The organism is Billgrantia bachuensis, assembly GCF_011742165.1.
In the GTDB taxonomy this organism is placed as follows: Bacteria; Pseudomonadota; Gammaproteobacteria; order Pseudomonadales; family Halomonadaceae; genus Halomonas; species Halomonas bachuensis.
In genome coordinates this window covers 37,150-60,671 of sequence record NZ_JAAQTO010000043.1, presented here as the reverse complement: position 1 = coordinate 60,671, position 23,522 = coordinate 37,150, and the positions used below count along the sequence as shown (strand labels likewise).

The following is a 23,522-nucleotide window of genomic DNA, read 5'->3' as shown; positions in this document are numbered from 1 at the left end:
CGCAGCCCCTCATGTCGTGCCCCGCTATTGCCTTCGATCAGCGGCCTTCGAGCGCCAGCCGCTGTGCGCGCGGGGACAGTTCGCTCAGCGCGCGGCGATACACCTCGCGCTTGAATGGCACCACCTGGCCCAGCGGGTACCAGTAGCTGACCCAGCGCCAGTTATCGAACTCGGGTTTTTCCGAGCCATCCATACAGATGCGGTTCTCCTGGCAGCGAATCCGTAGCAGGAACCACTTCTGCTTCTGGCCGACACACACCGGCCTGGAATTCATGCGCACCATGCGTCGCGGCAGGCGATAGCGCAGCCATCCCCGGGTACAGGCCAGTAGCTCGACGTCATCGGCGGTCAGGCCGATTTCCTCCTCCAGCTCACGATAGAGCGCCTGTTGCGGTGTTTCGGTTGACTTGATGCCTCCCTGGGGAAACTGCCACGCATTCTGTCCAACCCGACGCGCCCAAAGCAGTTGCCCTCTGGCGTTGGCGATGATGATGCCAACGTTGGGGCGAAAGCCGTCAGCGTCGATCACGGACGTCACCTTGTGAAATTCGTCATTGTCTGCATTCTTCCACAATGGCGCGAAGCGCATCAATACAACGATCAGGGAGAAGCTCGCGCCAGTCGTCGCCCGGCACGAGAAAAAGCACGACGGGGCTTAGCAGCATGAGGCGTTGTCTGACATAATCGCCAGCTTTCACGCAATGCAGCATGACATTACTAAAGCTCACCACATCGCAAGGGGTAAGCCGTGAGTCTGGCCATCTTCGATCTGGACAACACCCTGCTCTCCATCGACAGCGACCATGCCTGGGGCGAGTTCCTGCTCGAGCAGGGGGCGGTGGATGCCGATGCCTACCGTGAGGCCAACGACCGTTTCATGGCCGACTATGAGGCGGGTACGCTGGATATCCATGCCTTTCTGGCCGTGGTTCTCAGGCCGCTGGCCGATAACAGCCCCGAGCAGCTCGCGGCGTGGCATCAGCAGTTCATGGCCAGCAAGATCGAACCCAGCATCCTGCCCAAGGGAGAGGAGCTACTGGCGCGCCATCGCAGCCGCGGCGACACCCTGCTGATCATCACCGCCACCAACCGCTTCATTACCGGCCCCATCGCCGAGCGGCTGGGGGTGGATTACCTGATCGCCGTGGAGCCCGAGATTCGCGACGGCCGCTATACCGGCAAGGTCAGCGGTACGCCGAGCTATCGCGAAGGCAAGGTGAAGCGCCTGGAGGAGTGGCTGGTGGACAGGGACCTGACCCTGGACGACGCCTGGTTCTACAGCGACTCGCACAACGACCTGCCGCTGCTGCAATTGGTCGAGAACCCTGTGGCGGTCGACCCCGACCCTACCCTGCGCGAGGAAGCGGAAAAGCGCGGCTGGCGGATCATGAGCCTGAGGGACTGACCCGACTTCGTCGGGAGCTGTAAGCCATAAGCCGTAAGAGCGGCGCTTCGCGCCTGGAAGCAAAAACCCCGCGCAGGATAGCCTGGCGGGGTTTTCTTACGGCTTAAAGCTTACAGCTGGGGTTCAGCCCAGCAAGTGCTCGACGGCAGCGCGCTCCTGGCGAAGCTCGTCTTCCGTGGCCTGCATCTTGGCACGGCTGAACTCGTCGATCTCGAGACCCTGGACAATCTCGTAGTCGCCGTTCTGGCAGCGTACCGGGTAGGAGTAGATGATGCCCTCGGCGATGCCGTAGCTGCCGTCGGAGGGAATCGCCATGCTCACGACACCGTCGGTGCCCAGCGCCCAGTCACGCATGTGATCGATGGCGGAAGAAGCGGCGGAAGCGGCTGATGAAGCACCGCGTGCCTTGATGATGGCGGCGCCGCGCTGCTGCACGGTGGGGATGAAATCGTTCTCGTACCAGTCGCGTTCGACCAGGTCGAAGGCAGGCTTGCCGTCCACCTTGGTGTGGGCCAGGTCGGGGTACTGGGTGGCGCTGTGGTTGCCCCAGATGATCATGCTGTCCACGTCGGTGACGCGCTTGCCGGTCTTCTGCGCCAGCTGGGTCAGGGCGCGGTTGTGGTCCAGGCGAGTCATCGCGGTGAACTGACGCGGGCTAAGGTCCGGCGCGTTGCAGGAAGCGATCAGGGCGTTGGTGTTGGCCGGGTTGCCCACTACCAGGACGCGCACGTCACGGCTGGCGTTGTCGTTGAGCGCCTTGCCCTGTACGGAGAAGATCGCCGCGTTGGCCTCCAGCAGGTCCTTGCGCTCCATGCCCGGGCCGCGCGGACGCGCACCGACCAGCAGGGCGAAATCGACATCCTTGAAGGCAACGTTGGGGTCGTCGGTAGCTACGATGTCCTGCACCAGCGGGAAGGCGCAGTCGTTGACTTCCATCACCACGCCGTTCAGCGCGTCCATCGCCTGGGGAATCTCGAGCAGCTGAAGAATGACAGGCTGATCCGGGCCCAGCATGTCGCCTGCCGCGATACGGAAGATAAGGGAGTAGCTGATCTGGCCAGCACCGCCGGTAATGGCAATACGTACGGGATCTTTCATTGTTGCTCCTTCGGTTGAGCCGCCTGAAGATGAGCCTGACGGATGCGGATCCGCCCCGGCCGGAATCCGGACCGCCAAGATGTTATGCCTGCACCGCACAAAACTCAATCCGACCTCTGGTTAGGGGAACCCTGCACACTGGCTGTGCGAGGCGACTGCTACCTTCCGGCACATGCGCTATCATGCTGTGCCGAATAAGCTAATGCCGAATTCAACCAGGGAAGGCTGCATGTTTCGACGTCCCCCCATTTCCGTACTGCTGGCCGCCCTGGTGCTGCTGGCGCTTCTGCTGTGGCTGGCAGTCGGTGACTTGCAGCGCTTTCGACAGGATGCCCCCCCCGCTGACGCACCCGAGGAAGAGAGCCTGCCACGGGTCGAGTATCGCGTCAGCGAGGCCACGCCCTACATGCCACGGCAGATAGTCCAAGGTCAGTTGGAGGCCTTTCGCGAGGTCGAGCTGCGCAGCCGCCATGCCGGGCGGGTGGCTGAGCTGCCGGTGGCTCAGGGCACGGCGGTGGAGGCTGGCACTACCCTGCTGGCCCTGTCCCGCGATGCCTTGGAGGCACAGTTGGAACGCGCCGAAGCCCAGTTGGAACTGGCCCGGGCAGAGCTCGCCGGTGCCGACGATCTGCGCCAGCGCAACCTGATCTCCCGGCCCGAGCTGCTGCGCCTGCAGAGCAGCGTCAGCGTGGCGGCGGCGGAGCTCGCCGAGCTACGCCAGGCGTTCGACGAGACCCGCCCGACGGCCCCCTTCGACGGCGTACTCGACCGCCTGGACGTTGAGCTGGGCGAACTACTTCAGGTCGGCGAGACTTTCGCCCGCCTGGTCGACGACCGCCGCCTGAAGGCCAGCGCCTGGGTGGCCCAGCGCGATATCCAGGACCTTCGCCCCGGCCTCCCCGCTGAAGTCAGGCTGCTCGACGGCAGCCGACTGAGCGGTGAGTTGACCCATGTCGCCAGCAGCGCCGACGAGGCCACACGCTCCTTCTATGTCGAAGCCGAATTCGACAATCCGGAGCGCCGCCGCCTGTCCGGCGCCAGCGCCACCCTGGCGATCAGCCTGCCCGAGCGCGCAGTGCATCGCTTCTCTCCCGCCCTGCTCGAACTGGACGCCGAGGGCCGACTGCGGGTCAAGCACCTGGATGACGATGACCGCGTGGTAAGTACACCCGTCGAGCTGGTCGCCGCCGATGCCAGTGAAGCCCGCGTAGCCGGACTGCCCGGCACGATACGACTGATTACCCTGGGCAGTGGCTTCGTCGCCCCCGGCGATGCCGTGGTCGCCGTACCGGCCACGGACGCTACCGAGGAGAGTGCCGCGGAACGGGAGTCGCTCTGAGATGCGCACCTTGATCGAGGCCGCCCTGGACCGGTCGCGCACGACCCTGCTGTTACTGTTTGCCCTGCTGATGGCAGGTATCGCCGCCTGGCAGGCGGTGCCCAAGGAGGCCAATCCGGACGTTCCGATTCCCATTATCTACGTCTCGCTGGCGCTCGAAGGCGTGAGCCCTGAGGACGGCGAGCGGCTGCTGGTGCGCCCCATGGAGCAGGAGCTGCGCACCATCGAGGGCGTGCGCAAGATGACCGCCCAGTCCAGTGAAGGGCACGCCGCGGTCACGCTGGAATTCGATGCCGGCTTCGATCCGCGCCAGGCGCTCGCCGACGTGCGCGAGCGGGTCGACATCGCCAATGCCTCGCTGCCCGACGAAGCCGAGGAGCCACGTGTCTTCGAGGTCAACGTCGGCCTCTTCCCCGTACTGTCGGTGGGCCTCTCGGGGCCGATCGAAGAGACTCGCCGACTGGCCATCGCCCGCCAGTTGCGGGATGCCTTCGAAGGGGTACCCGAAGTGCTCGAGGTCGAGATCGGCGGCGAGCGCGAGGAGTTGCTGGAGATCGTGGTCGACCCGCTGGTGCTCGACAGCTACGGCGTGGACTTCGATACGCTGTTCAACATGGTCACGCGCAACAACCGCCTGGTGGCGGCCGGCAGCCTCGATACCGGCGCCGGTCGCACCCCGGTGAAGGTTCCCGGCGTGATCGAGTCCCTCGAGGACGTCATGGACATGCCGGTGAAGGTCGATGGCGATCGCGTAGTGACCTTTGCCGACGTGGCCTGGATACGCCCCACTTTCAAGGATCCCGAGGGTTTTGCCCGCATCGACGACGAGCCTGCCCTGGTGCTGGAAATTTCCAAGCGCGCCGGCGCCAACCTGATCGCCACCATCGAGGGCGTACGCAACATTCTTGCCGAGGCCGAACCGCTGCTGCCGGACGAACTCTCCGTCACGACCATCATGGACCAGTCGGTCACTGTGGAGCAGATGCTGTCGGAGCTGCTCAACAACGTCGTCACCGCCGTGGTTCTGGTACTGATCGTGATACTTGCGGCGATGGGCGTGCGCTCGGCGCTGATGGTGGGTCTGACCATTCCCGGCGCGTTCCTCACCGGGATCCTGCTGATCTGGGCGGTCGGCTACACGCTCAATATCGTGGTGCTGTTCGCCCTCATTTTAGTCGCCGGCATGCTGGTGGACGGCGCCATCGTGGTCAGCGAACTCGCCGACCGCAACCTGCGCGAGGGCCAGCCCCCCCGCGCAGCCTGGATTCACGCCGCTACCCGCATGAGCTGGCCGGTCATCGCCGCCACCGCCACCACCCTGGCGGTATTCCTCCCGCTGCTGTTCTGGCCTGGGGTGGTGGGCGAGTTCATGAAGTACCTGCCGGCCACGGTGATACTCTGCCTGTTGGCGTCGCTGGCCATGGCCTTGATCTTCCTGCCGACCCTGGGGGGCGTTTTCAGCGCGCGCACCGGCAAGATCCGTCGCAGCGAGGAAATGGTCACAGCCGGCGGGCGCCTGTATCGTGCCACCCTCGCCCGGCTGCTGGCCCGGCCCGGCATGACGCTGCTGATCGCGCTGCTGCTGATGGCACTGATCTTCGTCGGATACGGTCGCTTCAACCACGGGGTGGAGTTCTTTCCCGAAGTCGAACCGGAAAACGCCCAGGTGGTGGTACGCTCCCGGGGCGACTTCTCGGCAGTGGAGAAAGACGCCATCGTGCGCCGGGTCGAGGCCCGGCTCGCCGGCATGAGCGAGGTGAAGGCGCTCTATGCCCGCTCCTACGGCATACCCAACGAGCAAGTCGGCAGCGATGTGATCGGCGTGGTGCAGTTCCAGTTGATCGACTGGCAGGAGCGTCGTCCGGCCCGGGTGATCATGAGCGAGATGGCCGAGCGCACCGCCGACCTGCCGGGTGTCGTCCTGGAATTTCGCGAGCAGGAGCAGGGTCCGGGAGGCGGCAAGCCCATCGTGCTCGAGATCAGCGCCCAGCAGGAAGCGGACAGCACAGCAGCAGTGGAGGGGATTCGTCGCGCGATGGAGCGGCTCGGCGGCTTCCGCGACATCGAGGACAACCGCAGCCTGCCCGGCATCGAGTGGCGGCTCAATGTGGATCGCGCCGCCGCCGCCCGAATGGGTGCTGACGTCGCCGCCGTGGGCAGCGCCGTTCAACTGGTCACCAATGGCCTGCAGGTGGCCACCTACCGTCCCGCCCATGCGACCGATGAGGTCGATATACGGGTGCGCTTCCCCGAAGCCTCCCGCCACATCGACCAGCTAGACCGCCTGACCCTCAACACGCCGCGCGGCCAAGTGCCGGTGTCCCACTTCGCCAGCCTGGAGCCGGCTCCCCGAGTGGGTACGCTGCATCGCATCGACGGGCAGCGAGCCATCACCCTGGAAGCGGACGTGACTGCGGGCTACCAGCCCGACGAACGATTGCGTGCCCTGCTGGCGGAACTGGGGCCGCCGCCCGAGGGCGTACGGGTCAACGTCGCCGGCGAGCAGGAGGACCAGGAGCAGGCCAGTCGCTTCCTGATCACCGCTTTCCTGGTGGCTATCGGCTTGATGTTGCTGATCCTGGTCACTCAGTTCAACAGCCTCTACCAGGCTTTGCTGGTGCTTTCGGCGATCGTGTTTTCCACCGCCGGCGTACTGATGGGCCTGCTGATCAACGGTCAGCCGTTCGGCATCGTCATGGTCGGCATGGGCATCATCGCCCTGGCGGGTATCGTGGTGAACAACAATATCGTGTTGATCGATACCTACAACGAGCTGCGCCAGGCGGGCCTGGCTCCGTACGATGCGGCGCTGGGCGCAGGCGGCCTGCGCCTGCGCCCGGTACTGCTGACCGCCGTTACCACCGTGCTGGGCCTGATGCCGATGGTGCTGGAAATCAACGTCAATCTGTTCGCCCCCAGTCTCGGCCTGGGCGCACCCTCCACCCAGTGGTGGACCCAGCTCTCCAGCGCCATCGCCGGCGGGCTGATATTCGCCACCGGGCTGACCCTGCTGCTGACCCCCTGCATGCTGGTGCTGTGGCAGCGCCCCCCGGCACGTCAAGCGGCCAAGCCCGCCGAAGCGTAAACGGTACATGTCATGAAAACGCCGCCCCGAGCCAAGGCTCGGGGCGGCGTCGGAGAAAACTCGGCCCGAAGGCCAGGCAACTACTCGGCCTGGACTTCCTTCTGCGGCGTATGCGCCGCATGCAGGCGGGCGATCAACTGGTCTTCCAGGGCAAAGCGCTCGGTCAGGCCCTTGGCCAGGCGATCGAGCCAGGCGGGCAGCCGCGGCAGGAAGTGCTGGCAGCGCACCGGGGTCGAATAGTCGGCATCGAATGACAACACGAGCTCGGTGGAAAGCTCCAACCGCTCCAGCAGCTTACCGGCTATTTCCAGTGCATCATGATCGCCGAAGGCGTTGGCCTCTTCGCGCAACTGCGGGTAGATCTCGAAATGGCCGGCGCTGATGTAATCCATCAGCAGTTCGCTGAAGCGATCGATCTGTGGCTTGCTCACAGCCTCCAGCTCGGTATCACAGGCTTCCTTGAGCTCAAGGAAACTGACCAGCAGTTCACGGCGCTCATCAAGCCATCGGTCGATCAGCTGATGCACGCCTCCCCAGCGCTCCCTGGCTGTCTTGCACTCTTCCAGCATCGTGAGCCTCCTTCCCCTTATGAAGCCTGTTGCAGCTCGTCGGACCCACCGAGCTTCGAGCTTGAAGCCCCAGACTCGCCGTTGCCAACCAGCCTGTCAATCCTTCGGAGAGCGAAAAAATTCACTTCATGCCGGGAATGTTCAAGCTTGAAATTTTAAGCTTGAACTATCTACTTTTCGGGTCTAGCCTGCAATCAAGTACAACAACGTAACGGTTTCACGCCATGAGAATCGCCTGCCTCGGCGGAGGCCCCGCAGGGCTCTACTTCGCCATCAGCATGAAGCTGCACGATCCCGGTCACGACATCGTGGTGATCGAGCGCAATCGTCCCGATGACACCTTCGGCTGGGGGGTAGTACTCTCTGACGAGACGCTGGACAACCTGGCCGCCAACGATGCCGTGAGCGCGGCGCGGATTCGCGAGCACTTCGCCTACTGGGACGACATCGCCGTGATCCACGACGGCGTCAAGACCGTCTCCACCGGCCACGGCTTCTGCGGCATCGGCCGCCACCAACTGCTCATCCTGCTGCAGCAGCGCGCCCGCGAGCTCGGCGTCGAGCTGCGCTTCGAGAGCGACGTGCCCGAGGAGCGCATCGACGACCTGCGTCGCGAGTTCGACCTGGTACTGGCCGCCGACGGGCTCAACTCGCGCACCCGCCAACGTTACGCCGAGCATTTCAAACCCGACATCGAGGTGCGCGCCTGCAAGTTCGTCTGGCTCGGCACCCACCAGACCTTCAACGACGCCTTCACTTTCATCTTCGAGAAGACCGAGCACGGCTGGGTGTGGGCCCACGCCTACCAGTTCGACGCCGACACCGCGACCTTCATCGTCGAGTGCAGCGAAGCCACCTGGCAGGCCTTCGGTTTCGGCGAGATGAGCCAGCAGGAGTCGATCGCCGTGTGCGAGCGGATCTTCGCCCGCCACCTGGATGGCCACGCGCTGATGACCAACGCCCACCACATTCGCGGCTCGGCCTGGATCAACTTCCCGCGCGTACTGTGCGAGCGCTGGAGTTTCGACAACGTGGTGCTGATGGGCGACGCCGCGGCTACCGCGCATTTTTCCATCGGCTCGGGTACCAAGCTGGCACTGGAGAGCGCCATCGCACTCGCCGGGTACCTGCATAGCGAACCCGACATGGCCAGCGCCTTCGCCCGCTACGAGGAGGAGCGCCGCACCGAGGTGCTGCGCCTGCAGTCAGCGGCGCGCAACTCCACCGAGTGGTTCGAGCAGGTAGAGCGCTATCTCGATCTCGACCCGGTGCAGTTCAACTACTCGCTGCTGACCCGCTCCCAGCGCATCAGCCACGAGAACCTGCGCCTGCGCGACCCCGAGTGGCTCACGAGTGCCGAGCGCTGGTTCCAGGCCCAGGCCGGTAACGAGGGCAGCGCACGGGCGCCGATGTTCGCGCCCTTCCGACTGCGCGAGATGACACTGGCCAATCGCGTAGTGGTCTCGCCCATGGCCCAGTACAAGGCCGTGGACGGACGGCCCACCGACTGGCACTTCGTGCACTATGCCGAGCGCGCCAAGGGCGGCGCCGGACTGGTCTACATCGAGATGACCTGTGTCTCGCCCGAGGGGCGCATCACCCCGGGCTGCCCCGGGCTCTATACGCCCGAACACGAGGCAGCGTGGAAGCGGCTGTGCGATTTCGTCCACGCCGAGACTCACGCCAAGCTGTGCGCCCAGATCGGCCACTCCGGGCCCAAGGGCTCGACCCAACTGGGCTGGCAGGAGATGGATGCGCCGCTGCCCGAAGGCAACTGGCCGATCATGGCGGCCTCCGCCGTGCCCTGGTCGCCACGCAACCAGGTGCCGAAAGCGATGGACCGCAGCGACATGGAGCGAGTGCGCGACGAGTTCGTCGCCGCCGCCCACATGGCCGAGCGTGCCGGCTTCGACATGCTCGAGGTCCACGCTGCCCACGGCTACCTGCTGTCGTCGTTCATCACGCCGTTGACCAACCGCCGCGACGACGAATACGGCGGCTCGCTCGAGAACCGCATGCGCTATCCGCTGGAGGTGATCCGCGCGGTGCGCCAGGCGTGGCCGGCGCACAAACCGCTGTCGGTGCGCATCTCGGCCAACGACTGGGTCGGCGACGAAGGCGTGACCCCGGACGAAGCCGTCGAGATCGCCCGCCTGCTCAAGACCGCTGAGGTCGATATCGTCGACGTCTCCGCCGGGCAGACCTCAACCCGCGCCCGGCCGATGTACGGGCGCATGTTCCAGACCCCCTTCTCCGATCGTATCCGCAACGAGACCGGCATGGCGACCATGGCGGTGGGCAACATTTACCAGGCCGACCACGTCAACTCGATCCTGATGGCCGGCCGCGCCGACCTGGTGTGCCTGGCGCGCCCGCACCTGGCCGACCCCTACTGGACGCTGCACGCTGCGGCCGGCATCGGCGACGGCGAGTGCGACTGGCCGGCGCCCTACCGTGCCGGCCGCGACCAACTGCAGCGTCTGGCCGAACGCGGCGAGGGCTGGACATGAGCATGAACGGGAGTACCACGATGCTGGGCAAGCGCGTAGTGGTCACCGGCGGTGGTAGCGGCATCGGTGCCGACATGGCGCTGGCTTTCGCCGAGGCAGGCGCCGATGTCGTCATTACCGGGCGTCGTAGCGCGCCGCTCGAAGTGGTGGCCACTCGCCACCCGGCGATCACCTACGCGGTCGCCGACGTCACCCAGGAAGACGACATGGCATCGCTCTTCGACCACCTGGGCGAGGTCGATATCGTCATCGCCAACGCCGGGGCGGCCGAAAGCGCCCCGCTCTCGCGCACCGAGCTGGACCAATGGCAGCGCATGCTGGAGGTCAACCTGACCGGCACCTTCCTCACCCTGCGCGAGGGACTGAAGCACCTGCGCGACGGCGGACGGCTGATTGCCGTGGCCTCCACCGCTGGGCTCAAGGGTTACGCCTACGTGGCGCCTTACTGCGCCGCCAAGCACGGCGTGGTGGGCTTGGTGCGCGCCCTGGCCCAGGAAGTGGCAGGCCGCGACATCACCGTCAACGCCCTGTGCCCCGGCTTCACCGAGACCCCGCTGCTCGAGGCCAGCATCGCTACCATCGTGGCCAAGACCGGCCAGTCAGCGGAACAGGCCCGCGCTCATTTGCAGTCCACCAATCCCAGCGGTCGGCTCGTCCAGCCCGCCGAGGTGACCGCCACGGCGCTGTGGCTGTGCGGCCCACACAGCGGCGCCATCAACGGCCAGGCGATCTCCATCTCGGGAGGCGAAATATGACAGCCTCGCTGGCGAAACCGGAAACCCTGAGCAAGGAGCGCCTGCGCCTATGGCTGCGCATGCTGCGGGTAACGCGCCAGGTGGAGGCGGCGCTACGCGAGAAGCTGCGCGTGGAGTTCGACTCCACGCTGCCGCGTTTCGACGTCATGGCTGCGCTTTTTCGCGAGCGGGAGGGTTTGAAGATGAACGAGCTCTCCAAGCGGCTGCGGGTCTCCAATGGCAACGTCACTGGCATCGTCGACCGCCTGGCCGAAGACGGCCTGGTCGAGCGCATTGCCATTGAGGGCGATCGCCGCGCCACCCTGGTACGCCTGACCGCCGACGGGCGCGACGCCTTCACCACCATGGCGGCAGCCCACGAGGGCTGGGTCGATGCCCTGCTCGACGGCGTCAGCGCAGAGGATGCCCATCATATCGGCGAGCTGCTGCATCGCTTGCCGGCCGACACGGGAGAACAACGTCAATGAAACTGGCCGACCTGACACCGCGCCATTTCCAGTGGCGCATGGAGGGCGACGTCGCGGTGATCCGCCTGGACCGCCCCGAGCGCAAGAACCCGCTCACCTTCGACAGCTACGCCGAGCTGCGCGACACCTTCCGCGACCTGGTTTACGCCGAGGACGTCAAGGCGGTGGTGTTCGCCTCCAACGGCGGCAACTTCTGCTCCGGCGGTGACGTGCATGAAATCATCGCCCCGCTGGTGGGTCGCGACATGAAGGGCCTGCTCGAGTTCACGCGTATGACCGGCGACCTGGTCAAGGCGATGATCAACTGCGGAAAGCCCATCATCAGCGCGGTCGACGGCGTCTGCGTCGGTGCCGGCGCCATCATCGCCATGGCCTCGGACATCCGCTTCGCCACGCCCCAGGCCAGCACCGCCTTCCTCTTCACCCGGGTGGGCCTGGCCGGCTGCGACATGGGCGCCTGCGCCATGCTGCCCCGCATCATCGGTCAGGGCCGCGCCGCCGACCTGCTCTACAGCGGACGCAGCATGAGCGCGGAAGAAGGTCAGCAGTGGGGTTTCTACAACCGACTGGTGGAGGCGGAGTCGCTCGAGGCCGAGGCCATCGCCTACGCCACCCGCCTGGCCCAGGGACCCACCTTCGCCCACGGCATCACCAAGACCCAGCTCAACCAGGAGTGGTCGATGAGCCTGGAGCAGGCCATCGAGTCCGAGGCCCAGGCGCAGGCAATCTGCATGCAGACCGGCGACTTCGAGCGCGCCTACCGCGCCTTTGCCGCCAAGCAGAAGCCCCGATTCCAGGGGGACTGAGCGTCCAGGGAGACTTAGCAATGAGCGATACGAGTTTTCTCGACTGGCCCTTCCTCGAGGCGCGTCACCGCGACCTGGCCAAGCGCCTCGAGGCGTGGTGCCAGCGCGAGCTGCCCCGCGACCACAGCGACGTCGATGCCGCCTGCATCACGCTGGTGCGCGATCTGGGCCGAGCGGGGTTTCTCGAGGGCACCGCGGGCGATGCCATCGATGTACGCAGCCTGTGCCTGATCCGTGAGACCCTGGCCCGCCACGACGGCCTGGCCGATTTCGCCTTCGCCATGCAGGGACTCGGCACCGGGGCGATCAGCCTGTTCGGCAGCGATGAACAGAAGCAGTGGCTCGACCGCACCCGCCGCGGCGAGGCGCTTTCGGCCTTCGCCCTGAGCGAGCCGCGCTCGGGCTCCGACGTGGCCCAGCTCGATACCACCGGCGAGCGCGACGGTGACGGCTACCGTCTCAACGGCGAGAAGACCTGGATCTCCAACGGCGGCATCGCCGACCTATACACCGTGTTTGCCCGCACCGGCGAGGGGCCAGGGGCCAAGGGGCTCTCCTGCTTCCTGGTGCCGGCCGATACACCGGGGCTCGAGATCCGCGAGCGGCTCGAAACCATTTCGCCGCACCCGTTGGCGCGGCTCGGCTTCAACGACATGCGCCTGCCCGCCAGTGCCATGATCGGCCAGCCCGGCCAAGGCTTCCGTATCGCCATGTCCGTGCTCGACGTGTTCCGCTCCACGGTGGGCGCCGCCGCCCTGGGCTTCGCCCGCCGCGCGCTGGACGAATCCCTCGACCGGGCCAAAAACCGCGAGCTGTTCGGCGCCAGCCTGGCCGACCTGCAGATGGTACAGGGTCACCTGGCCGAGATGGCACTCGACGTGGACGCCGCGGCGCTGCTGGTTTACCGCGCCGCCTGGACCAAGGACATGGGGGCCGAGCGCGTCACTCGCGAGGCGGCCATGGCCAAGCTCTACGCTACCGACCGCGCCCAGGACGTGATCGACAAGGCGGTGCAGCTGCACGGCGGCGATGGCGTGCGCAAGGGCCATATCGTCGAGAGCCTGTATCGCGAGATTCGCGCGCTACGCATCTACGAAGGCGCCTCGGACGTGCAGAAGGTGGTGATCGCCCGGAGCTGTCTAACCCAGTAGAACGACTGACGTACGCCAGACACCGTATCCCCCTGTCGACGCCTCGGCGCCGCACAACAACAACGATGTACGGAGAATGGTCATGAACGCATCGTCGGCCCACGCCGATACCTTCGCCCGGGACAACCTGCCTCCCGGGCATGAATGGCCCGAGCTCAGGCTCGACGGCTTCGACTATCCCGAGCGCCTCAACGCCGCGGTGGAGCTTTGCGACCGCTGGGTCGAACAGGGCCATGGCGAGCGAGTGGCACTGATCGGCAACGGTCGCAGCCGCACCTATCGCGAGCTTGCCGAATGGACCAACCGCCTGGCCCACGCACTGGTGGAAGAGCTCGGCGTGCGCCCAGGCAATCGGGTGCTGATCCGCTCGGCCAACAATCCCGCCATGGTCGCCTGCTGGCTTGCAGCCACCAAGGCCGGCGCGGTAGTCGTCAACACCATGCCGATGCTGCGTGCCGGTGAGCTGGCCCAGGTCGTCGACAAGGCCGAGATCGCCCTGGCCCTGTGCGACACCCGCCTGCTCGAGGAGCTAGAAGCCTGCGCCGCCGACAGCGCCTACCTGAAACGCGTGGTGGGTTTCGACGGCACCGCCAACCACGATGCCGAACTCGATCGCCTGGCGCTGGGCAAGCCAACCGACTTCGAGACGGTAACCACCGCCGCCGAAGATGTGGCTCTGCTCGGCTTCACCTCCGGCACCACCGGCAAGCCCAAGGCGACCATGCACTTTCACCGCGACCTGCTGATCATCGCCGACGGCTATGCCCGCGAGGTGCTGCAGGTGACGCCGGACGACGTCTTCGTCGGTTCGCCGCCGCTGGCCTTCACCTTCGGTCTCGGAGGATTGGCGATATTCCCGCTGCGTTTCGGTGCCAGCGCCGTGCTGCTCGAGAAGGCCACCCCACCCAGCATGCTCGACATCATTCGCGAGCATCGCGCCACCATCGTGTTTACCGCGCCCACCGCCTACCGCACCATGCTCGCCTCGCTGGATAGCGACGAGGCATTGGCCAGCCTGCGCGTGGCGGTATCGGCCGGCGAGACGCTGCCGGCGCCGATCTATCACGACTGGATCGAGAAAACGGGAACGCCGATCCTCGACGGTATCGGTGCCACCGAAATGCTGCACATCTTCATCTCCAATCGCCTCGACGACCACCGCCCCGCCTGCACCGGCAGGCCGGTGGCAGGCTACGAGGCGAAGATCGTCGATCCCGACATGAACGAGCTGCCACGCGGAGAGATCGGCCGCCTGGCGGTGCGCGGCCCCACCGGCTGTCGCTACCTCGCCGACAACCGCCAGCAGGGCTACGTGCAGCAGGGCTGGAACCTCACCGGCGATGCCTTCTACCAGGACGACGAGGGCTACTTCCATTTCGCCGCGCGCAACGACGACATGATCGTCTCGTCCGGCTACAACATCGCCGGGCCCGAGGTGGAAGCGGCGCTGCTGGCCCACGAGGCGGTGGCCGAGTGTGCCGTGATCGGTGCACCGAATGGAGAGCGTGGGCAGATCGTCGAAGCCTTCGTGGTACTGTCTCCCGGTGTCGAGCCGGACACGGCCTGCGTCGAGCGGCTGCAGGCATTCGTCAAGCAGCGTATCGCGCCCTACAAGTATCCACGCTCGATTCGCTTCGTCGAGACGCTGCCGAAAACGGCTACCGGCAAGGTGCAGCGCTTCCGGCTGCGCCAGGAGCATTATCCTGACTGACAGTGGGGAACCGGCCCGGCGGCACGACCAGACGGGCAACCGTAGCACCAGCGCCGAACGATGCGCTGAGAACACAACAATCGAGAACGAAGAGGGTAAATCCATGAAGAGACTAGTCAGCGTTGGCCTTGGCCTTTTGATGACCACCGCCATGGCGGCGGCTCAGGCCGAAGAGGTCAAGATCGGCATGATCACCACCCTGTCCGGCGGCGGCTCGCACCTGGGCGTGGACGTCCGCGATGGTTTCATGCTGGCCATCGAACGTTCCGGCCGCGACGACGTCGAGGTGCTGGTGCAGGACGACGGTAACCGGCCCGACCTGGCGCGCAGCCTGTCCAACGAGTTCATGCAGCGCGACGAGGTCGATATTCTCACCGGTATTATCTTCTCCAACCTGGCCATGGCGGTGGTACCGGCGGCGGTGCGCCAGGGTACCTTCTACATCTCGCCCAACGCCGGCCCTTCCGATCTCGCCGGGCGCATGTGTCACGAGAACTATTTCAACGCCGCCTACCAGAACGACAACCTGCACGGCGCCATGGGGGCCTACATGCGCGAGCAGGGCTACGAGCGTCCCGTCATCATGGCGCCCAACTACCCCGCCGGCACCGACGCCCTGGCCGGCTTCAAGCACCTCTACGAAGGCGACGTGGTCGACGAGATCTACACCCAGATGGGCCAGACCGACTACGCCGCCGAGATTGCCCAGATCCGCGCCAGCGACGCCGACAGCCTGTTCTTCTTCCTGCCCGGCGGCATGGGCATCTCGTTCATGAAGCAGTGGGAGAACTCGGGCGTCGACATGCCGGTGTTCGGTGCCGCCTTCTCCTTCGACGAAATCATCATCAAGGCGGTGGGCAGCGCGGCCATCGGTGCCATGAATACCTCGCTGTGGGCCTACGACCTCGACAACGAGGCCAACCACGCCTTCGTCGAGGGCTTTCGCGAAGCCTATGGCCGTACGCCGACTCTCTATGCGGCCCAAGGCTACGATACCGCCAACCTGATCTTGAGCGCTCTGGAGAAGGCTCATCCGGACGATCAGGATGCCTTCCGCGAGGCGCTGCGCGAGGCCGATTTCGATTCGGTGCGCGGAGAATTCCGCTTCGGCCCCAACCACCACCCCATTCAGGACATCTACGTGCGTGAGGTGGTCGAGGGCGACGATGGCCAGCCGACCAACCGCCTGGTGGGTATTGCCGTCGAGGACATTCAGGACGTCTACCACACCCAGTGCGAGATGTGACCCGGCCAGGCCGGCCCTCCCCGGGCCGGCCGCCTTCCACTAACTGCCTGACGATCTCATGACACTACTTATCGAACAGCTCATCAACGGCCTTCAGCTCGGTACCATGCTGTTCCTGATGGCCAGCGGCCTGACCCTGATTTTCGGCGTGATGGGGCTGATCAACCTGGCTCACGGCTCCTTCTACATGGTCGGCGCCTACGCCACGGCACTGGTCAGTGCCACCACCGGCTCCTTCCTCGTCGGCCTGGCGGCTGGCATCGCCGTGGCCGCTGCCGTCGGCGCCCTGGTCGAGCTGATCGTGATCCGCCGGCTCTATCACCGCCCCCACCTCGACCAGGTGCTGGCCACCTTCGCTCTGATCCTGATCTTCTCGGAGGGCACCCGCTGGCTGTTCGGCTCCTCGCCGCTGTGGCTCAACCCGCCGGCGGCCCTGTCAGGTTCGGTCACCCTGCCGGGCGGCCTGCGCTATCCCATCTATCGGCTGGTGATCATCGCCGTGGGGATCGCGGTGGCGGTAGGCATGTACTTGCTGATCTCGCGCACCCGGCTCGGCATGCGCATTCGCGCCGGCGAGAGCGACCGCGAGATGATCGGCGCCCTGGGCGTCAACATCGCCCGGCTCTATACCCTGGTCTTCGCCATGGGTGCGGCGCTGGCCGGCCTGGCCGGGGCCATGGTCGGCGCGCTGCAGTCGGTACAGGTCGGCATGGGCGAGCCGGTGCTGATACTCGCTTTCGTGGTGATCGTGATCGGCGGCATCGGATCGATTAAGGGCGCACTGTATGGCGCCATCCTGGTCGGGGTCGTCGACACTCTGGGGCGAATATTTCTGCCGGCCTTCTTCCGACACTTCATGAGTCCTTCGGAGGCTGCCGGTGTCGGCTCCGCCATTGCCGCAATGCTGATCTACGTCCTGATGGCCGTGATACTCGCCTTCAAACCCAAGGGACTGTTTGCCGCCCATGACTAAGCCCGTTACTCGAACTCTCGCCCCACAGCCGGGGCTGCCGACAGCCAGTTGGCACGATCGCAAAGGGCTGGTACAGATCGGCTTGCTGGCCCTGCTGCTGCTGGCCCCGCTGGCGGCCTACTTCCTGGGCCATGTCTACTACGTCAACCTGGCCTCGCGCATGACCCTGGTCGCCATGGCGGCAGTTGGCCTCAACCTCGCCATCGGCTACGGCGGCATGGTGAGCTTCGGCCATGCCGCCTACTTCGGCCTGGGCGGCTACGTGGCCGGTATCAGCGCCTACCACGCCTTCGACCTCACCCCGGTAATCGGTTGGCCGCTGGCCATTCCCGGCAGCGACAGCATGCTCGTGATCTGGCTCGCGGCAATCGTGCTGTGCGGCCTGCTGGCGCTGGTCATCGGTGCCATCTCACTGCGTACTACCGGTGTCTATTTCATCATGATCACCCTGGCCTTCGCCCAGATGATCTATTACTTCGCCAACTCCTGGCCCACCTACGGCGGCGAGGATGGCCTGCCGATCTACCTGCGCAACTCGCTGCCGTGGGTCGACACCGGCAACGCTCTCAATTTCTTCCTGATCTGCTTCGCCGGGCTGGTGCTATCGCTCGCCCTCGTCTCGCGCATCATGAAGTCGCGCTTCGGTGCCGCCCTGACCATGGCGCGGCTCAACGACACCCGCCTGGCCACCGCCGGTATCGCCCCCTATCCCATTCGCCTGGTGGCCTTCGTCATCTCGGCGATGATCACTGGTCTTGCCGGGGCGCTGTACGCCGATCTCAACGGCTTCGTCAGCCCCACCATGCTCAGTTGGCACATGTCCGGCGAGCTAATGGTGATCGTCATCCTCGGCGGCGTGGGCCGACTCTACGGCCCGCTGGCCGGGGCCATACTGTTCGTATTGATGGAGACCCTGCTGGGCGGCCTGACCGAATACTGGAAGCTGTTCCTCGGCCTGGTGCTGCTGCTGGTAGTACTGTTCGCCAAGTACGGTGTGATGGGCTGGCTGGCCGGGAGGGAGCGCCATGAGTGATGCCGTGCTGACACTCTCGAACCTCAACAAGCGCTTCGGCGCGCTACAGGCCACCTGCGACGTTTCGCTCGACCTGCGAGCGGGCGAGATCCATGCGCTGATCGGCCCCAACGGGGCCGGCAAGTCGACCCTGATCGGCCAGATCGCCGGCGGACTCAAGCCCGACTCCGGCAGCATCGTGCTGGCCGGCCAGGAGATCACTCCGCTCAGCGTGGCCCAGCGCGCACGGCTGGGGCTGGGGCGCAGCTTCCAGGTGTCGTCGCTAGCCGAACCGCTGTCGGTGAAGCGCAACGTGATGATCGCCGTGCAGGCACTGCAGGGGCACAGCTTCCGCTTCTGGAAGCCGGTGCATCGCGACGAGAGCCTGCTTATGCCGGCCATGGAGGCGCTGGAGCGCATGGCGCTCACGCATCGCGCCGACACTCCGGTATCGGAGCTCTCCCACGGCGAGCGGCGCCAGGTCGAGGTGGCCTGCGCCTTGGCGCTCAAGCCACGGGTCCTGCTGCTCGACGAGCCCATGGCCGGGCTCGGCCCCGAGGGATCGGCACACTTGACCGAGCTGCTCGAGGCACTCAAGCACGAGGTGCCGATCCTGTTGATCGAGCATGACATGGACGCCGTGTTCCGCCTGGCCGACCGTATTTCGGTACTGGTGGCCGGGGCCGTGATCGCCCATGGCGACGGTGCCGAGATCCGCGGCAACCCACAAGTTCGCGAAGCCTACCTGGGGGATTGAGATGCTCAACGTCACCGCGATCGAGACCTTCTACGGCCCCTCCCAGGCACTGTTCGGCGTCGACCTAAGCGTTCAGGCCGGCGAGATGATGGCACTGATGGGGCGCAACGGTATGGGCAAGACCACTACCATCCGTTCCATCTTCGGCCTCACCCCGCCGCGCCGTGGCAGCATTACCTTTGAGTTGCAGGAGCTGCATCGCCTGCCATCGTATCGTATCGCCCAGGCCGGGCTCGGGCTCGTTCCCGAAGGGCGGCGCTGCTTCGCCAATCTCTCGGTACGCGAGAATCTGTTGGTCACGGCGCGCTCCGGCCGCTGGAACCTGGCGCGCGTGGAAAGCCTCTTCCCTCGGTTGGCCGAGCGGCGCCAGCAGATGGCCAACACCCTCTCCGGCGGTGAACAGCAGATGCTCGCCATCGGCCGCGCACTGATGACCAACCCCAGCCTGCTGGTGCTCGACGAAGCCACCGAGGGCCTGGCCCCGGTCATCCGCCAGGAGATCTGGGCGGCTATTCGCGCGCTCAAGGCGGAAGGCCAGTCCACGCTGATCGTCGATAAGTCACTCGCCGAGCTGCTGCCGGTGGCTGACCGCTGCACCATCCTCGAAAAGGGGCGCACGGTGTGGACCGGAGAACCCGGCGCACTCGACGACACCATCCGCGACCGCTATCTCGGCGTGTAGGAGAAGCCGCCATGCCGTTCACGACCCAGCGCAAGGTGCGCTTCCAGCACTGCGATCCGGCAGGGATCGTCTTCTACCCACGCTACTTCGAGATGCTCAACTCGGTGGTCGAGGACTATTTCGCCGAGTCGGTGGGCCACGACTTCAACCGCCTGCATGTCACTTCGCGCACCGGTGTGCCCACGGCCCACATCGAGACCGACTTCCATGCCCCCAGCCGGCTGGGGGAGACGCTCGCCTTCGAGCTCACGATCCGTGACGTCGGCCGCACCAGCCTGACTCTACGCACCGTTGCCTACTGCAGCGGTGAGCTACGCATGACCTGCGATTCCACCCTGGTCTTCGTCGACCTGGACAGCGGCCGGCCCCTGCCCTGGCCCGATGCCATGCGCCGACACTTCGCCAAGGACTGCCAACAAGGATACCCAGATGAGTAACGCCACCCTGCATGAGCTGCTTCACCCTTCGCACTGGAAGGCCGCCGTGGGCTACGCCAACGGCGTGCTCGCCACCGGCCGCACGATCTTCGTCGGCGGCCAGATCGGCTGGAACGGCGACCAGGTCTTCGAGAGCGACGACTTCGTCGCTCAGGTGCACCAGGCGCTGGCCAATATCGTCGAGGTGCTGAAGCAGGCCGACGCCGGCCCGCAGCACGTGGTGCGCCTGACCTGGTACGTCACCGATAAACAGGAGTATCTGGCGCGGCTCAAGGAAGTGGGCGCTGCCTATCGCGAGGTGATGGGCAAGCATTTCCCGGCCATGACCATGGTGCAGGTGGCCGATCTGATCGAGGATCGGGCGAAGGTCGAAATCGAGGCCACCGCAGTCATACCCGAGGTCTGATCAGGCCTGGTGGAAGCTGGCGATGCGCTGGGTGAAAAGCCCACCCGGCGCGTAGTGATCGAGGATCGAGAAGTGATCGTCGCCGGGCAACAGCTCGGCGCCTACGGCTACGCCCTGGGCCCCGAGGTGCTCGGCGTGGGCCTGCATCTGGCGTGCGAACTCCGAAGACTCTTCTCCGCCCGCGACCAGATGCACCGGCGCGGGCACCTGGCACGGCAGGAACAGCGGGCTGTAGTCGGTCACGTCGCGCCCGGTGAGCTGCAGCTTGGGTTGCAACCACGACCAGGGGAAGGGGCGCAAGTCATAGAGCCCGCTCACGCACAACGCCCCTGCGATCGTATCGTCGGGCAACCCATAGTTTCCTTGCCAGTCGGTGGCCAGCAGCATGGCGGTGAGATGGCCACCCGCGGAGTGACCGGAGACGCTCAGGCGTGCCGAATCGACGCCCAGCACCGAACCGTTGCGCTGCACCCATGCCACCGCGGCACGAGCCTGACGTACCAGCTCACCGAAGGCCACCGTGGGGCACAGCGCGTAGTTGACCACCGCCACATTGATGCCCGCCTGCACCAGCCCCTCGGCGACGAAGCCGAACTCGCGATGGCTCAGCGAACGCCAGTAACCGCCATGGAAGAACAGGTGGAGCGGGGCATCGTCACGCTCGGCGTGGTAGACGTCCATGCACTCGGCAAGCGTCGGGCCATAGGCGACATCCCGTGACACTCGACAGCGCGCCATGAAGTCCGCGCTGCGCGCCTGCCAGTCGGCGAGCAGCGCGGACGGGTCGCGGCCGCGCATGGGATCGTATTCACGATCGATCGCTTCCTGGGTGGCAAAGTCGCGGTAGAGCATGCCGTCGTCCTCCCGCTTCAGGGCCACAGACCGCGGACGGCACGGTACAGGATCCCCAGCGGAGCCAGCGCCAGCACGATGAAACCGATCAGCGTCCAGCCCGGCAACGAGATACCCAGCAGCAGGAAATCGATATCGGCGCACTCGCCGGAGCCGGAGAGCACCGTCGCGATGACGTCGCGCATGGGCAGGATGTCCATCATGTAGTCGAGGCCCGGACCGCAGCTCGGCACCTGGTCCGGCGGCAGCGACTGCAGCCACAGGTGGCGTGCAGCGACCGCAATGCCACCGAGCACCGCCGTCAGCGACAGCCCGCCGTAGACCACCGGGCCAAGCCGGCCCTGCGGATTGTGGATCGCAGCGACGATGAAGACCGCCGCCGCAGCCAGCACTGCCACCCGCTGGAAGATGCACAGCGGGCAGGGCTCGAGCCCGCCGATGTGCTCCAGGCCCAGGGCAACGAGCATCATCAGGATACAGAAGGCCAGCCCGGCCAGGCTCCATTGGCGTACGGAGAGACGTCGGAGTCGCTCGATCATCAGGCATTTCCCTGGCTGGTCATTGCCACGCGGGGCTCGCGGGCACTGGCAAAATACTCCTCGAGAAACTCCTCGAAGCGAAGGCTATCGGCCGCCTCGATATCGCGCTGCTGCTGGTGCGACGTCTCGACCATCTGCTCGAAGGTGGACTTGCGAGCCGGGCTCACGGTTTCATGCCGCATCCGTACGGCGTGCTCCTCGGCGAGGGCGAGAGTCGCATCGATGAACTCCTCACCGTTCTCTTCCAACCGCGCCAGCAGCCGGCCGGAAGGCGTCAATGCAGGATCCCCGAGCCAGGGCGCGAGCGACGCGACGGCCTCGGCATGGGGCGTGCCCTCCTCCAGAGCATCGAGCAGCCCGGCGGCCTTGGCCAGCTCGGCGAAAATCTCGCCGCCCCATTCGGCCACGGAGCGCAGTTGGCCGTCCTGTAGCAGGCGCAGCTCGGGGTCGCGCCCGCGTTCGACGACCAGCCGGCGGTTGTCGTCCAGCCGATCGCACTCCTCGTCGGGAATCCAGGGGCTTTCAGAGAGCAGGCACCACATCAGGAAGGTGTCGATGAAGCGCAGGCGCGGCTCGTCGATGCCCAGCGGCAGGAAGGGATCGAGGTCGAGGCAGCGCACCTCGATGTACTCGACGCCGCGCGACTCGAGCGCCTGGCTCGGCGTTTCGTTGTGTCGCGTGACGCGCTTGGGCCGGATGTCGCTGTAGTACTCGTTCTCGATCTGCAGGATGTTGGCGTTGAGCTGTTGCCAGTCGAGGTCATCCCTGACGCCCAGCGCCTCGTAGGCGGGCCATGGCGTGGAGATGGCGTGACGCAGGGTGCCCACGTAGTTGGAGAGCGAATTGAAGCAGATCTTGAGCTGCTCCTGCACCTTGTTCTGATAGCCGAGGTCCGACATGCGCAGGCTGGTGGCGTAGGGCGAGACCAGGGTCTCGCGACCATGCGCGCGCAGCTTGTCGGGAATGTTGCCCTCGGGCAGGAAACTGCGATCCAGCGCCGGCGAGGCGCCGAAAAGGTAGAGCAGCAGCCAGCTGTGGCGCCGGAAGTTGCGGATCAGGCCGAAGTACCGGCTCGAGCGGTAATCGTCGAGCGACATCTGCGTGGCACCGTCGCGCTCGCGCAGCAGCTCCCATAGCTCGTCGGGTAGCGAGACATTGTAGTGGATGCCGGCGATGGCCTGCATGATGCGGCCATAACGCACATCCAGCCCCTTGCGATAGACATGCTTCATGGTGCCGACGTTGGAGCTGCCGTAGTCGGCAATGGTCACGCTGTCGTTGCCGTCGAGCCTGGCCGGCATGCTGGCCGGCCACACCAGCTCGTCACCCAGGTGGCGATAGCTGAAGCGATGCAGGTCGGCCAGGAAGTCGATGGCATCGGCGGGGCGACAGTAGACCGGCGTGATGTACTCCAGCAGCGCTTCGGAGTAGTCGGTGGTGATATGCGGATGGGTCAGCTTCGAGCCCAGCGCATGCGGGTGCGGCGTGGAAGCGATACGCCCCTGGCGATCGACACGCAGCCCCTCTTTCTCCAGGCCGCGTCGCAAGCGCCCGAAGCGCCCCTTTGTCGCCAGCCCGGCGAGATATGAAACGGTGGCGGTATATGAATCAGACAAGGCGTGGACCCCGTGTCTCGGAGGCCTTCAACGGGCCTCCCGGTCGAAGCATGCCGGCCACCCATGGCGGCCAGTCATGCGGTTTTTGTCGAGAGTATGGCGAGAG

The 23,522-nt window shown here is 65.7% G+C and carries 22 protein-coding genes; 16 read left to right on the top strand and 6 right to left on the bottom strand.

The window, feature by feature from the left end:
• Window positions 1–37: 37 nt before the first annotated feature.
• On the bottom strand, window positions 38–529 hold the full coding sequence (locus HBJ55_RS15440; RefSeq protein ID WP_338072034.1) for an RNA pyrophosphohydrolase: 492 nt from the start codon (window positions 527–529) through the stop codon (window positions 38–40).
• A 219-nt stretch (window positions 530–748) separates the two neighbouring features.
• Here HBJ55_RS15440 and HBJ55_RS15435 point away from each other — a divergent pair, with 219 nt between their 5' ends.
• A complete protein-coding gene (locus tag HBJ55_RS15435) occupies window positions 749–1,405 on the top strand; it encodes a histidinol-phosphatase (protein WP_167116796.1) in 657 nt (218 codons plus the stop codon).
• Window positions 1,406–1,528: 123 nt separating this feature from the next.
• On the opposite strand, the gene HBJ55_RS15430 is transcribed toward HBJ55_RS15435, so the two are convergent.
• Window positions 1,529–2,503: a malate dehydrogenase gene (locus HBJ55_RS15430; protein ID WP_167116794.1), complete on the bottom strand. Its 975-nt coding sequence runs from the start codon at window positions 2,501–2,503 to the stop codon at window positions 1,529–1,531.
• Between the two features lie 229 nt (window positions 2,504–2,732).
• Here HBJ55_RS15430 and HBJ55_RS15425 point away from each other — a divergent pair, with 229 nt between their 5' ends.
• A complete protein-coding gene (locus tag HBJ55_RS15425; RefSeq protein WP_167116791.1) occupies window positions 2,733–3,842 on the top strand; it encodes an efflux RND transporter periplasmic adaptor subunit in 1,110 nt (369 codons plus the stop codon).
• Window position 3,843: 1 nt separating this feature from the next.
• Entirely contained in the window at window positions 3,844–6,927 is a 3,084-nt protein-coding gene (locus HBJ55_RS15420) for an efflux RND transporter permease subunit (RefSeq protein WP_167116788.1), read from the top strand.
• A gap of 80 nt (window positions 6,928–7,007) precedes the next feature.
• Here HBJ55_RS15420 and rsd read toward each other — a convergent pair whose 3' ends face one another.
• A complete protein-coding gene (rsd, locus tag HBJ55_RS15415) occupies window positions 7,008–7,496 on the bottom strand; it encodes a sigma D regulator (RefSeq protein WP_167116785.1) in 489 nt (162 codons plus the stop codon).
• Window positions 7,497–7,720: 224 nt separating this feature from the next.
• Here rsd and HBJ55_RS15410 point away from each other — a divergent pair, with 224 nt between their 5' ends.
• The 13 genes from HBJ55_RS15410 to HBJ55_RS15350 all read left to right on the top strand — a co-directional run bounded on the left by HBJ55_RS15410 (window position 7,721) and on the right by HBJ55_RS15350 (window position 20,409).
• Window positions 7,721–10,006 (top strand): bifunctional salicylyl-CoA 5-hydroxylase/oxidoreductase, encoded by a 2,286-nt coding sequence (locus tag HBJ55_RS15410; RefSeq protein ID WP_167116783.1) that lies wholly within the window; start codon window positions 7,721–7,723, stop codon window positions 10,004–10,006.
• A 2-nt stretch (window positions 10,007–10,008) separates the two neighbouring features.
• Complete coding sequence (locus HBJ55_RS15405) at window positions 10,009–10,761, top strand: SDR family NAD(P)-dependent oxidoreductase (RefSeq protein ID WP_167116780.1); 753 nt, start codon at window positions 10,009–10,011, stop codon at window positions 10,759–10,761.
• Window positions 10,758–11,228 carry a MarR family winged helix-turn-helix transcriptional regulator gene (locus HBJ55_RS15400; protein WP_167116777.1) on the top strand — a complete coding sequence of 157 codons (471 nt, stop codon included), beginning with the start codon at window positions 10,758–10,760 and terminating at the stop codon, window positions 11,226–11,228. The genes HBJ55_RS15405 and HBJ55_RS15400 overlap by 4 nt, the downstream gene beginning before the upstream one ends.
• Window positions 11,225–12,034, top strand: coding sequence for an enoyl-CoA hydratase family protein (locus HBJ55_RS15395; protein WP_167116774.1), 810 nt, complete (start codon window positions 11,225–11,227; stop codon window positions 12,032–12,034). The genes HBJ55_RS15400 and HBJ55_RS15395 overlap by 4 nt, the downstream gene beginning before the upstream one ends.
• Before the next feature lie 20 nt (window positions 12,035–12,054).
• Window positions 12,055–13,185 (top strand): acyl-CoA dehydrogenase family protein, encoded by a 1,131-nt coding sequence (locus HBJ55_RS15390; protein WP_167116771.1) that lies wholly within the window; start codon window positions 12,055–12,057, stop codon window positions 13,183–13,185.
• 82 nt (window positions 13,186–13,267) lie between these two features.
• Entirely contained in the window at window positions 13,268–14,896 is a 1,629-nt protein-coding gene (locus HBJ55_RS15385; RefSeq protein WP_167116768.1) for a benzoate-CoA ligase family protein, read from the top strand.
• A gap of 103 nt (window positions 14,897–14,999) precedes the next feature.
• Complete coding sequence (locus HBJ55_RS15380; protein WP_167116765.1) at window positions 15,000–16,142, top strand: ABC transporter substrate-binding protein; 1,143 nt, start codon at window positions 15,000–15,002, stop codon at window positions 16,140–16,142.
• 58 nt (window positions 16,143–16,200) lie between these two features.
• Complete coding sequence (locus HBJ55_RS15375) at window positions 16,201–17,115, top strand: branched-chain amino acid ABC transporter permease (protein WP_167116762.1); 915 nt, start codon at window positions 16,201–16,203, stop codon at window positions 17,113–17,115.
• Window positions 17,108–18,148 carry a branched-chain amino acid ABC transporter permease gene (locus HBJ55_RS15370; protein WP_240936145.1) on the top strand — a complete coding sequence of 347 codons (1,041 nt, stop codon included), beginning with the start codon at window positions 17,108–17,110 and terminating at the stop codon, window positions 18,146–18,148. Before HBJ55_RS15375 ends, HBJ55_RS15370 begins: the two co-directional genes overlap by 8 nt.
• Window positions 18,141–18,884: an ABC transporter ATP-binding protein gene (locus HBJ55_RS15365; RefSeq protein WP_167116759.1), complete on the top strand. Its 744-nt coding sequence runs from the start codon at window positions 18,141–18,143 to the stop codon at window positions 18,882–18,884. The genes HBJ55_RS15370 and HBJ55_RS15365 overlap by 8 nt, the downstream gene beginning before the upstream one ends.
• A 1-nt stretch (window position 18,885) precedes the next feature.
• A complete protein-coding gene (locus HBJ55_RS15360; RefSeq protein ID WP_167116756.1) occupies window positions 18,886–19,566 on the top strand; it encodes an ABC transporter ATP-binding protein in 681 nt (226 codons plus the stop codon).
• Window positions 19,567–19,577: 11 nt separating this feature from the next.
• Window positions 19,578–20,003 (top strand): acyl-CoA thioesterase, encoded by a 426-nt coding sequence (locus tag HBJ55_RS15355; protein WP_167116753.1) that lies wholly within the window; start codon window positions 19,578–19,580, stop codon window positions 20,001–20,003.
• On the top strand, window positions 19,996–20,409 hold the full coding sequence (locus HBJ55_RS15350; protein ID WP_167116750.1) for a RidA family protein: 414 nt from the start codon (window positions 19,996–19,998) through the stop codon (window positions 20,407–20,409). Before HBJ55_RS15355 ends, HBJ55_RS15350 begins: the two co-directional genes overlap by 8 nt.
• Here HBJ55_RS15350 and HBJ55_RS15345 read toward each other — a convergent pair whose 3' ends face one another.
• The 3 genes from HBJ55_RS15345 to gshA are packed head-to-tail and all read right to left on the bottom strand — an operon-like array spanning window position 20,410 to window position 23,416.
• Entirely contained in the window at window positions 20,410–21,261 is an 852-nt protein-coding gene (locus tag HBJ55_RS15345; RefSeq protein WP_167116747.1) for an alpha/beta hydrolase, read from the bottom strand.
• Window positions 21,262–21,278: 17 nt separating this feature from the next.
• A complete protein-coding gene (locus HBJ55_RS15340) occupies window positions 21,279–21,800 on the bottom strand; it encodes a disulfide bond formation protein B (protein WP_167116743.1) in 522 nt (173 codons plus the stop codon).
• On the bottom strand, window positions 21,800–23,416 hold the full coding sequence (gshA, locus tag HBJ55_RS15335) for a glutamate--cysteine ligase (protein WP_167116740.1): 1,617 nt from the start codon (window positions 23,414–23,416) through the stop codon (window positions 21,800–21,802). The genes HBJ55_RS15340 and gshA overlap by 1 nt, the downstream gene beginning before the upstream one ends.
• Between the last annotated feature and the right edge of the window lie 106 nt (window positions 23,417–23,522).